This is a genomic window from Adhaeribacter sp. (assembly GCF_057359045.1).
The window spans coordinates 110,249-122,282 of the sequence record NZ_JBMQUD010000043.1 but is presented as its reverse complement, the minus strand read 5'-3'; the positions used below and the strand labels follow the sequence as shown (position 1 = coordinate 122,282).

Here is a 12,034-nt window from a genome sequence, read left to right as displayed (position 1 = left end):
GTTTTAATTTTTATTTAACTCATGCACCATATAAGGGAAAACATCGCGGTAGGCCTTCAAACCAAAAAATACATCTAAATGGCTGTAATCCGGAATAAGGCGGAGGGCGTGGTAATTGGGCCGAAGCTTATTTAAATATTCATAAGATTTTACCTGGCTGTCGGGTAAAAAACAACGGTTCTGCTTTCCGGCAAAAAAAGCTATCCGGGCATTACTTTGAGGCGGTTGGGCTACATAAGAAGTTGGCAATTGTTTAGAGCTATCATCTGAAACCAGATGCCCCGCCTGCACAGCCCGCCGGATTTGCTTAAAAAAACTCAAAGGCACGTGGGCAAACTCCTGCTTTATCCATTCGTGGGTAGTTTCATCTAAATTTTCGTGCAGCCACAAAGCCGGGAAACCCGTACCGTAGGTAAAACTAACTTGTTTGCAAACACTGTTCTGGCACTCATGGTGGGTTAAGTGCACAAAAGCATTTATTAATTTAGCCGTTAAGTTAGGGGCTGCTATACCCCACTGCGGATTTAAATAATTTGTAATTTTATGCACCGCCGGCACTATATACCCTAACTTAAACGCCGAGAAGCGCGGCACAATCGGGTGTAACGAAACAGCGTTAGAAACAATATTAGAAACCGCCGGCACCAAACCCGCCACCACCGACATCATAAAACTGGTTGAACCCTGGCAATGAATAATGGCTTTTATTTTATCAGCACGCGTTTCGGAGGCTATTTTTTGAATGGCGTACGGGTGGTCGTACAAGGCTGCCTGGTCTAAAGTCCATTCGTTGGGGGCAAAATCAATGCTGGCCCGCCAGTTTTCGAGCCAAACATCGTAACCTTCCTGCACCAGATAAGCCACAATATTCTGGCTAACCGGGGCTAAAAATATACTAGCACTTACCCCCGCACCGTGCACCAAAAGTACAGGCCCTTTATCTGGTTCGCGGGGGCCTTTCACCCGAATCAAATTCAGGCTAAATCCGTCGCCGGCGGTAAACGGAACCAGCTTAAATTCTAAAGCTTTACCAGAATACTTGCTGAGGATCTCGCCCATGATTTATTACCTGTTAAACCGAATACCGGCGTAAAATATTAATTAAGCATAGAGTATATTTCTATTCAGAAACCATTATAAATATAAGTTCTATTTACCTGATAATCAATACCTATTTATAAGTAATTATTAGACTTGGTAAACTGCTTAAAGGAGAAAAAAAATGATTTTTATAACTAAAGGCCATTAGCTATATGCGCCAAAGCAACCAAACCCGGCAAGACGCAATAATAAGACCCGGCAGAAATTTACTTGCAGGCGTTTTATATAGAATTAGCGGCGCTTAACCCAAGTGGCCGCCAGCAGAATTAATTTATCTGGCTTTAAGTAAGAGTAAAATCTAGTAAAAGAAGATGGGGTTTGGTTCTGGTAAGTATCTGCTCTTATAATTAATTACCCGACACTTACAACAAAGTCTTTTAACCTGACTAAACGGCAGATAGCTGGGTAAAGAAGTTATTTTTACAGGCAAACCCGAAAATTACGTTTTTTTTAGTACCTTAACCCAAAATAAAGTTCATTTTGTATGGTTCAAATAAAGGTTAAAACGCCACATTGGGCAAACCTTTATTGCAATTATTAGTTATTAATTTAATCCAAAATTTATTCTTTAAGAAAATGCCATAAATATTACCTTCCTATTAAAAATCACGTACATTAAATTAATTTCTCCTGTAAAATATCAGGCATTACTTTTGTATATAGCTAGTTACAATTTTTTAATTTTTGTAAGAGTATGTTCTCATTTAGATCCAGAATATTTATTTATATATCGGTAATTATAGCGGTGGTTGCTTTGGCCTCGCATAAATTTAATCGGTCGCCGTTTGCGATAGATTTACCGCCCGATGCTGTAGATAAAAATACCGTTTTACTAAAAGTAGTGATGCAGGGCTTAAGCACGGCGCACTTTCAGCCCGAAAAGGTTGACGACAACTTTTCAAAAAAGGTATTTGATTTATACCTGAAGCGGTTGGACGTAAATAAAAAGTTTTTAACCGAAGCTGATTATAACGAGTTAAAAAAATACCAAACCCACATTGATGATGAGGTAAAGGCCGGCACTCACGATTTTTTTGAGCAGGCAACCAAAATATACAATGCTCGTCTGAAGGAAACCGAAAGCTACTACAAAGAAATTTTAAGTAAGCCTTTTGATTTTAACAAAGAAGAATCGATTGAAACCGACCCGAAAAAAATTAGCCGGCCAACCGACAAAGCTGCTTTAAAAGAAGCCTGGCGCAAATACCTGAAGTACCAAACTTTGGGTCAGTTGTCGGAAATGATGGACGTACAGGAAAAAGCGAAAGAACGCGGCGATACCAAAGAAGCCAGCAAAACTTTTGCTCAATTGGAAGAAGAAGCCCGTAAAAAAGTAGCAAAAACCTACGAAGATTTTTACCGCCGGCTTTCGCAATCTACCAAAGAAGAGCAATTTTCTTTGTACATGAATGCCATTACCAATACCTACGACCCGCATACCGAATATTTTGCCCCCGAAGACAAAGCTTCTTTTGATATTGAAATGACCGGCCGTTTAGAAGGCATTGGTGCTTCTTTACAGGATCGGGAAGGACAGATTAAAGTTTTTGAAATTGTACCGGGGAGCGCATCTTACCGCCAGGGCGAACTGAAAGCCGGCGACGTGATTATGAAAGTAGCGCAGGGTAACCAGGAACCGGTTAGTGTAGAAGGTATGCGCCTGGATAACGCCATTAAATTAATCCGGGGTAAAAAAGGTACTGAAGTTAGGTTAACCGTTAAAAAACCCGATGGCACCATTAAAGTTATTCCGATTGTACGGGAAGTTGTTATCCTGGAAGAAACTTATGCCCAATCGGCCATGGTTAACGACAATAACAAAGTGGGCTATATTCGCCTACCTAAGTTTTACGCCGACTTTAAACGGTCTGGTGGCCGGAACAGTGGCGAAGATGTACGCAAAGAAGTAGAAAAATTAAAACGCGAAGGAGCCAAAGGTATAATCCTGGATTTACGTACCAACGGCGGTGGTTCTTTATCAGATGCGGTTGAAATGTCCGGTTTATTTATTCCGCAAGGCCCCATTGTACAAGTAGAAACCAGCGGTTCGGCGCCACAGGTGCTCGAAGACAAAGACCCGGCCGTACAGTTTGATGGCCCCTTGGTGGTAATGGTAAATTCTTTTAGTGCCTCAGCCTCAGAGATTGTGGCGGCTGCTTTACAGGATTACAAACGAGCCGTAATTGTGGGTAGCCCTACTTATGGTAAAGGTACCGTACAACAGGTGTTTGATTTAGACCAGGCTTTACAAGGAGGCCCGTACAGTGCCTTAAAACCTTTTGGTTCGCTTAAATTAACTACCCAGAAGTTTTACCGGATAAATGGTGGCGCTACCCAATTACGAGGCGTTACCCCCGATATTACTTTACCCGACTTTTATAGCTACCTGGAGCAAGGCGAGAAAGACCAGGATTATCCATTGCCTTGGGACGAAATTAAACCGGCCCGGTACAAGCCTTGGGAAGCTGGCCTTAACCTGGATGCCATTAAAGCCAAAAGCAAGCAACGGTTAACCACCAGTCAAAACTTTGCTCAGGTTACACAACAGGCCGAGCGGATGAAAAAACGGATAGACATGACCTCACAATCGCTTAAGTTAGCTACTTTCCGGGCCGACCAGAAGAAAAACCGGGAGGAAAGCAAACGATACGAGGCGCTCGAAAAATCAATGCCGGGCTTAAACGTGAGTGCTTTGGCTTCTGATTTAGCTACCGTTAAGTCCGATACCATTAAAGCTGGCCGTTATACCCGGTTTGCCAAAAATATCCAGAAAGATATTTACGTGCACGAGGCGGTATCAATTGTAAAGGATCAATTGTAATTAAATATATTCAGCATTAAAAAAGCCCGACCGGAATTATGGTCGGGCTTTTTTTTGTAATTACTAATTTTAAACTTGAATTCTCACCTAGGATTTATAACAAATATAATGCGCTTGTTTAAAGTGGAAGAACCTAAATAAACGCCTCCGGTTTATAACTGCGCTTGGCAAGCTTATTCCACTCTTCTGGACTTATTGAAATCCGTATGTTATATCAAATAGTGTTAACCATAACGCTACACACTTATAGTTGTCAGGCAGCCAAAGAACTATTGGGTAAGAACCCTGACAGGCAATATCAATAATAGCCTTTAACCTACTCTCCTACCTAAATAATAGATGCTCTTGTAATTCTTTATGCAAGCAAGCTTTTTAAATTCTTCAACCTGACAAGTGAGCGTTTCTCTGGCAAGCAACTGGGTTAATACAACTGGGTATTAAATACAGATATGAAGAAGTAAGTAAAAAAGAAACCGGTTTATCCGGCCTTGGTATCAACTTCAGGCAAAATAAACCGGTACTTAATATGATACTAGAATATTGTTAAAACTGGATGCGTAAATTACATTCCAGGGTATTGGCGTAAATTTCTGAAAAAGATTTTTTGGGCATAGAAGCCGCCAGCAGCAAAAATACATTATCACCAAAATTAAGGCCACCATTTATTACCCACGGTAATTGGTCTTCGTTCTCAGCACGGTACGTAGCCCCTAATGTTAGAAATTTAAGCCGAAGGTTAGCATTATACGTAATCTCCAGTTCTTCACTATCAAATCCTTTTTGTACCAATACCGTTGGCTTTAAATTAACGCCTTCGGCAAATCTTATTTTAAAGCCTCCGGTTAAGATGGCTTCCCGCATATCCTGGCGCGAGGCATCAGATTTAAATTCGTAGGTACGCTGCATAATATTTACCACAGAAGCACCCAGGAAAAATGGGTGCGCATCAATCCAGACACCCGCATCTAAATCCGGCCAAACATCGCTATCATCCGACACTATATTTTGCCCCAGGGGGTTTAATTTACGCCACGCTTCATAATCTATGCTTAGGAATTTACCATTTAACTGCAAACCCGCCGATACCCGGAAGTTTTTGGAAAGCTGTAAGCCCCGGGCATATACAAAACCAAATTTACCGCGGCTATATGGGCTAAGATTGTCGTAAGAAGTAACCACCCCTATACCTGTCTGGAGTTCGCGGGCGCCGGAGGGTGCATGGTAATAGAAAATGCCACTAGCCAGCTTACCAGGTTGGTTTAAATGTTTGGTATGGCCGGTTATACCAAATTCGCGTTTACCTTCCGAGCCAGCAAAAGCCGGATTAAAGTAAACAAAATTATTCTGGTACTGCACCGGAATAGTCATCCGGATTTTGGTAACAGGCACATCTTGTGCGCTGGCGGTAAATGTAGCAACTACCATAGCGAGCACAAAAACACATTTAAAAAAGCGCATTATATAATTTTGTAGATGTAGGAGAATAAAATACCGGATTAAGCTAAATAATATAATTTTATTATTAATCACAAATATATTGGCTATATTATCACGATACAAGCCATTTACAATATTTATTATTATTGCTTTATAAATAGCCTTTTAAGGCGTTTTTTATATAATTATTTTTACACACCTAGTATAATGAAATAGCTCTAATATTTTATCACAAATTGAACTTTATCTAAGTATCATTATCAACAAAAGATTAATGCTTTTATATCAATCAGCTTTGGCTTATCTATTTAGCTAAACAGTATTATCCTGTAAACACGCCCCATTACTTGGTGTAAAAACCACTTAATTAGTAACCAATAATTAACCGAAAATCCCCGTAAATAAGCAATCTATTATGTCTAAAATCAGGTATTAAATGTTACTCTAACTTATTTACAACTCATTGATTTACAATACATTAATTTTACAAAAATCATAGAATTACTAAGCAAAAATGCAACTAAAAACAAGGGCAAAATTGTTTACTAAGTATGAAAAAGTATACCGAAGAAAACATAATTCCTTTGTTCCCGCAGGAACCGGAAAAGCCCCTGGAAACGTGGCGTAAGTCTATTCCGGCGCAGGTTTTTCTGAACTACTTCTTTGCGATTAATTACCATATTAATCATACGGATGACGCGAGTATGCAAAACCTGACTTTCTTTCGGGAACATCATGCGCAACTCAATGAGAAAGATATTGAGGCCGTAAATAAAATATTACTTACCAGTTGGAGCACCGAATATGCTTTAAGAGCCACCGCCGAACTGGGTAGCGAAGAATACTTGCGCAATGCTTTACACTGGACATTTCCGCAGGCGTACTACACCATTTTTGCCGGCCTTCAGGCTTTTCTGTATACCTTAAATATTAAGACCAATAGTGCGGTTTTAATTAGCCGAGAGGTGGGCCGGTTGGTGGTGCGTAATGCGTATCCGCGTACGGTGGGTTATTATGCCGCCGGGCCTTACAACGACTTTACCATTCATCGGTTGCCCCTGGCTGGTTACAAACCAGGTTTGCAAATTCCGGAAAAGGAAATAGACGCACAAGCCCAAATTGGTCAGTTTTTACGTACCACCCGCAAAATGCGTGCACAGAGCATACGCAACCAATTACAAAGCAACAGCCAAACGGCTTTGCGTAGTCCTAAAACCGGCAAAGTTTTAGAAAAATGGAATGCGCAACACTGGTCGCAGATTACCTGGCGCATGGGTTATACCACTTTGTTCGATTTACTTAGCCGGCTCCGGATTTCATCGAGCCATAAGGAAATTGACCGGTTTATTGAAGCTGATATTGATTTTAAGTTGTTTCACGAATCACTTTTAGAAATAGTAAGTTACCTGAATGGAATACACGAATGCTACGTAGCCAAAGCCATAGGCCTGGAAAAATACCAGGAGTTGGTAGCCAGCTTACCGGCCCATTTGCAAAACGGATTTGTAGCGGCCCGGTACCAGGATAAAGTTTTGCCGGCCTTAGGTGCCGAAGATATTTACAGGTTAAATTCGGCGGCTTAATAAAGTATATTCTAACTGCATATAATAAAAAGCATTGTTCCCCGGAGGAGCAATGCTTTTTTACTTTTAAGCTTACCTGTACAAATAATATTATTTCTACTCCTTGCCTACCACACCCAATTAAGTCATCCTATTACCCTAGTTACGGCAGTAAGTGGTTAATACTTATGGTTTACTTAGATTATAAATGCTGTTTTATACAGCTTACTCGCAGATAAGCTTAACTTGCACCAGAGTTAAATAATATTTACGGTTATAAGTTAAAATAGCAGGTTTATGCGCGCATTATTATTAATAGATATTCAGAACGATTTTATTCCAGGTGGTGCTTTGGCCGTATCGGGCGGAGATTTAATTATTCCTTTAGCTAACCAATTACAGCCGTACTTTGATTTGGTAGTAGCCACGCAAGACTGGCACCCGCAGAATCATAAAAGTTTTGCTTCTAACCACCCAAATAAAAATGTATTTGACCAAATTAATTTAGATGGCCTGGAACAGGTTCTTTGGCCCGACCATTGCGTTCAGGGAACAGCAGGCGCCGATTTTGTACCAGATTTAAACATGCATAAAGTAGAAGCCATCTTCCGGAAAGGAACCGATCCGGAAATTGATAGTTACAGTGGCTTCTACGACAATGGTCATCGTAAAAGCACCGGTTTAGCCGATTACCTGCGGGGTAAGAACATGAGCCAGGTGTATATAATGGGCTTAGCCGGCGATTATTGCGTTTACTTTTCAGGAAAAGATGCCCTGGAAACCGGCTTTGAGACTTACCTCATCAGCGATGGGGTAAAAGAAATAAATGGGGCTAATTACATAAAAGCACAAACCGATTTTGTAGAGCGGGGCGGTAAAATAATTTCGAGCGCTGACATACTGCTGTAATTCTATTACAAAATATGTATGGTGGGATCTATAAAACGAAAAGACTACGAACATCCGTGGATATCCATAGCCTCTTAGTCTCTCTCGGGGTACTTTTAAGGTAAGCTTACTTACTCACTACTGAACTCTTCTATCTGTATGCCCTTGGCCCCGGCAGAAATCAAGGCTTCGGTAACTACATCTTTAATTCGTTTTAAAATGGTTTCGTGCCCATTAAAAAGACTTTTAATATATTCCGGAACATCTTCGGCGGTGGCTGCCGCCTGCATACCGCCGGCCTGCTCTATCATGTAACACATGGCCTTTATTTTGGGTCCGGGTACTTTTACCTGCGCACTATTAAATTTAATTAAGCCATTGTTTAAATGCTTTTGCACCAACTCTGCTTCAGAAATATTTTTACGTGCCAGTTGCACTACCTGCTGGTAACTTTGCGGATGCAAAAAATCCTTTAACATGGGTTCCAGCATTTTTTGCACGGGTGGTTCACTTACATGGTGGGCATAACTAATAATTTTAAAGAGCCACTTAAGTATTCCATCCGATTCTTCAAATACCAGGTTTACTTCGCACTTCATTCTAATTCCGGTAAATTATTTTCATAAACGGCATTTACCAGAATAAGATATACTATTTGCCGTAATGCCCTCTAATATAAGTACAAAATCTGTATTTTGCTAACAAAATCCGTAAAAAAGCTGATAAAACACCCTTATATGCAATAAGGTATAATACTTATTTTATTTAAGTTAATCTAAATTCAAAGACAATTATAAAATCAATTATACCTTGGTTTGTCTTTAAAGAAGAATAAATGCCGCTCTTGTCTTTAACGTCAGAAAATTAAATAATATTGCTCCGCCACTTTAAACCAGATAAGTTAAATAAATTTAGAATCCTGCGGAAATATTTATGAAATTTGTGATTCTTATTTTAAATAAAAATTATTACGTATGCATTTAAGCGAACAGGAAATACGCCGGCGTCACGAGCGCGAACAGCTGCAAAGCAAAGGCATAAATCCTTACCCTTCCGAACTGTTTCCCGTATCGGCTTTTGCCAAAGACATAAAAGAAAACTTTAAGCCCGAATCTACGGAATACCAGGATGTGTATTTGGCGGGCCGCCTCATGAGCCGGCGGATTATGGGTAAAGCTTCTTTTGCTGAGCTGATGGACAGTACCGGCCGCATCCAGATATATGTATCGCGCGACGATATTGCCCCGACCGAAGACAAATCGCTGTACAACGAAGTATTTAAGAAAATGCTCGACATCGGCGACTTTATTGGTATTCGGGGTTATGTATTTGTTACACAGGTCGGCGAAATATCGGTACACGTAACTGAACTAACCTTATTAAGCAAATCGTTACGGCCGCTACCCATTGTAAAAGAAGCCGTAGACGAGCAAGGAAATAAAGTTACCTACGATGCCTTTACCGACCCAGAGTTACGTTATCGCCAGCGTTACGTAGATTTAGTGGTAAACCCACAGGTACGCAAAACCTTTATTAAACGCACCCAGCTTACCAATTCTATTCGCCAGTACTTAAACGGCAAAGGCTATTTAGAGGTAGAAACCCCTATTCTGCAACCATTGTACGGCGGGGCCGCGGCGCGTCCGTTTAAAACGCACCACAACACCCTGGACATGACTTTGTACCTGCGGATTGCAAACGAACTTTACCTGAAACGCTTAATTGTAGGTGGATTTGATGGGGTATACGAGTTTGCCAAAGATTTCCGGAACGAAGGCATGAGCCGTTTTCATAACCCGGAATTTACCCAGGTAGAACTTTACGTTGCCTACAAAGATTATTACTGGATGATGGACCTGGTAGAAGAAATGGTAGAAAAGGTAGCGCTGGATTTACACGGAACCACCGAAGTACAGGTAGGTGCAAATAAAATTAATTTTGCCCGTCCCTGGAAACGCTATACCATGTTTGAAGCCATCGAGCATTTTACCCAAATTGATATTTCCCAAATGGAAGAGCCGGAGCTACGCGCTACCGCTGAGAAACTGGGCATCCGATTAGATCCCAAAATTGGTAAAGGCAAAATTATCGACGAAATATTTGGCGAAATGTGCGAGCCGCACCTGATTCAGCCAACCTTTATTACCGATTACCCCGTAGAAATGTCGCCGCTGGCCAAACGCCACCGCAGCAAAGAAGGCTTGGTAGAACGCTTCGAGGCCATTTGTAATGGTAAAGAGATTTGTAATGCTTTCTCGGAGCTAAACGACCCCATAGACCAACGGGCCCGTTTTGAAGAGCAACTGGAATTAGGCCGCCGGGGCGACACAGAGGCCATGGTGCTGGACGAAGATTTTCTGCGCGCTTTAGAATACGGTATGCCGCCCACCGCTGGTTTAGGTATCGGCATTGATCGCTTAAGCATGATCATGACCAATTCCAACTCTATTCAGGATGTATTATTCTTCCCGCAAATGAAACCGGAAAACCCGGAGAAACAAGATTAGCTTTACCAAAACAAAAAAGCCTTTTCAAATATTGAAAAGGCTTTTTTGTTTTATATTAAAATAGATTAAGCATCTTCACCTACTTCCGGGCCAGCACCGGTCGGGTTAGTACCTCCAGCAGCACGGCCACCTCTTGGAGGGTTACCGGAGCTGGCATCGGTACCAGTAGTACCAGCTGCGCTGCCAGAAGCATTGGCAGCGGTAGCACCACCTGCGGTACCGGCTGTACCAGTTACGCTATCGGCACCACCCTCGCTGCCACCAGCCAGTTTACCTAAACCCAGGCTGCTTAAAATAGCACCAGTATCCAGGCTGCTTAATTTACCCATGTTATCCTGGAAAGTTTTTTCCAAATCTTTGCTTAATTTACCCGCGTACTTTTTCAGATTATCTCTGGAAACATTACCGCTATCCGGAGCCATTAATAAACCTGCTACTATACCGGCACTAGCTCCCGCTAATAATGCTAAAATAATTTTTCCGCTATTGTCTCTCATAGTCTTAGTTTTTTAGTTTTTTTAAGGTTTAAAAAAAATTGTAGTTACTATTATTTAACTTATTTAAGCTAAATAAAAGCATGATCAAGGGCATAAATTTATAGCTCTATTCAAAACTATATTTTCAGCGGTAATTACGGAAAAATATAGCTTTAGGTAAAATTTATCTTTAGCTATCTTTAAAAATTCAGGATTTTAAAGATTAAATCTCTGAAATAAGGCGTTTAATTTCTGCTTTGCTCTGGCCTAATTTTGTTTCTAGCTTACCCAGCAACTGATCTTCCTGTCCTTCTACATAAGCCAGATCTTCATCGGTTAAGTCGCCGTACTTACTTTTTAAGCGGCCTTGTACCTGGTCCCAGGTGCCTTGCATTTTCAGGCTGCTGCCGGTTCCGGTTATATTTAAATCTTCGAGTTTAGCCATGTATTTACGGGCAACCCGGTCCATTTCGTCGCTCCAATCCAGGGCTTTACGTTTTAGACCTTCCCGGGTATCGCGGCCAGATTCAGGAGCCATTAACAAACCGGCAATAATACCGGCACTGGCACCAGCCAATAAAGCCAACAACACCTTGCCATTTTGGTCATTTACATTATTTAACATTACTTTTTCTTTTTGAGGTTATTTTTCTTTTCGAGATTATTAAAGAAACTTTCTAATAATATTGACTAAAATATTAAACAATAGCCAGTCTATTAAAACATATTAAATTATCTATACGTGGGTAAATAGCAATTGTTAACTTTTACCTGATTTTTAAGTAAATAAAATCTACCTTGGCACAAATTGTTTATTCGCCAGATGCTTAAATAAAAACTTATTGCCAAGCCCTGAATGGTAGTTTCAGAAAATTAATATTTATTACTTTTTACCGAAAATAAGAGTAAACCCAAACGGCTTTACCGTATTAATTCTATATTAAAATAACTGTAGGTTGGTTTATTATTATGAATAAAATACTAAGTTGGGTTAGCCAATTAAATCTAATGCGTTTACATGAATAAAATAGTTTATTGTTTATCTGTCTTGTTGCTCTTAAGCTGTAAACAACCGCAATCTTCTTGTATTGACCCAGCCAAAATAAATCCCGAAGGCATTTGCACCATGCAGTACGACCCCGTTTGCGGATGCGATGGTAAAACCTACGGCAATGCCTGCCAAGCCCAGAACGCCGGCGTAACTTCTTTTACCAAAGGCACTTGCCCCTAAACCTGTAATGT

General features: G+C 40.7%; 10 protein-coding genes. 5 read left to right on the top strand and 5 right to left on the bottom strand.

The features are described 5' to 3' along the window. Positions 1–3 precede the first annotated feature (3 nt). On the bottom strand, positions 4–1,059 hold the full coding sequence (locus ACO1R6_RS07810) for an alpha/beta hydrolase family protein (protein WP_486263669.1): 1,056 nt from the start codon (positions 1,057–1,059) through the stop codon (positions 4–6). A gap of 736 nt (positions 1,060–1,795) precedes the next feature. Between ACO1R6_RS07810 and ACO1R6_RS07805 the strand changes: the two genes are divergently transcribed. Next, positions 1,796–3,922: a carboxy terminal-processing peptidase gene (locus ACO1R6_RS07805; protein ID WP_486263667.1), complete on the top strand. Its 2,127-nt coding sequence runs from the start codon at positions 1,796–1,798 to the stop codon at positions 3,920–3,922. Positions 3,923–4,465: 543 nt separating this feature from the next. Here the strand turns inward: ACO1R6_RS07805 and ACO1R6_RS07800 are convergent. Next, on the bottom strand, positions 4,466–5,380 hold the full coding sequence (locus ACO1R6_RS07800) for a PorP/SprF family type IX secretion system membrane protein (protein ID WP_486263665.1): 915 nt from the start codon (positions 5,378–5,380) through the stop codon (positions 4,466–4,468). A gap of 530 nt (positions 5,381–5,910) precedes the next feature. Between ACO1R6_RS07800 and ACO1R6_RS07795 the strand changes: the two genes are divergently transcribed. Both ACO1R6_RS07795 and pncA read left to right on the top strand, forming a co-directional pair. Continuing rightward, entirely contained in the window at positions 5,911–6,942 is a 1,032-nt protein-coding gene (locus ACO1R6_RS07795) for a hypothetical protein (protein ID WP_486263664.1), read from the top strand. A gap of 276 nt (positions 6,943–7,218) precedes the next feature. Then, a complete protein-coding gene (gene pncA / locus ACO1R6_RS07790; RefSeq protein WP_486263663.1) occupies positions 7,219–7,830 on the top strand; it encodes a bifunctional nicotinamidase/pyrazinamidase in 612 nt (203 codons plus the stop codon). Between the two features lie 110 nt (positions 7,831–7,940). Here pncA and ACO1R6_RS07785 read toward each other — a convergent pair whose 3' ends face one another. Further along, positions 7,941–8,408 (bottom strand): hypothetical protein, encoded by a 468-nt coding sequence (locus tag ACO1R6_RS07785; RefSeq protein ID WP_486263662.1) that lies wholly within the window; start codon positions 8,406–8,408, stop codon positions 7,941–7,943. Between the two features lie 375 nt (positions 8,409–8,783). On the opposite strand from ACO1R6_RS07785, the gene lysS reads away from it, so the two are divergent. Beyond that, positions 8,784–10,316, top strand: a complete 1,533-nt coding sequence (gene lysS / locus ACO1R6_RS07780; protein ID WP_486263660.1) for a lysine--tRNA ligase — start codon at positions 8,784–8,786, stop codon at positions 10,314–10,316. A gap of 65 nt (positions 10,317–10,381) precedes the next feature. Here lysS and ACO1R6_RS07775 read toward each other — a convergent pair whose 3' ends face one another. Next, the gene (locus ACO1R6_RS07775; RefSeq protein WP_486263659.1) at positions 10,382–10,813 is read right to left on the bottom strand and encodes a YtxH domain-containing protein; all 432 of its coding nucleotides are present in this window, start codon (positions 10,811–10,813) and stop codon (positions 10,382–10,384) included. A gap of 202 nt (positions 10,814–11,015) precedes the next feature. Beyond that, positions 11,016–11,417 carry a YtxH domain-containing protein gene (locus ACO1R6_RS07770; protein ID WP_486263657.1) on the bottom strand — a complete coding sequence of 134 codons (402 nt, stop codon included), beginning with the start codon at positions 11,415–11,417 and terminating at the stop codon, positions 11,016–11,018. Between the two features lie 393 nt (positions 11,418–11,810). Between ACO1R6_RS07770 and ACO1R6_RS07765 the strand changes: the two genes are divergently transcribed. After that, positions 11,811–12,023, top strand: a complete 213-nt coding sequence (locus tag ACO1R6_RS07765) for a Kazal-type serine protease inhibitor domain-containing protein (protein ID WP_486263655.1) — start codon at positions 11,811–11,813, stop codon at positions 12,021–12,023. The last annotated feature ends 11 nt before the right edge of the window (positions 12,024–12,034 follow it).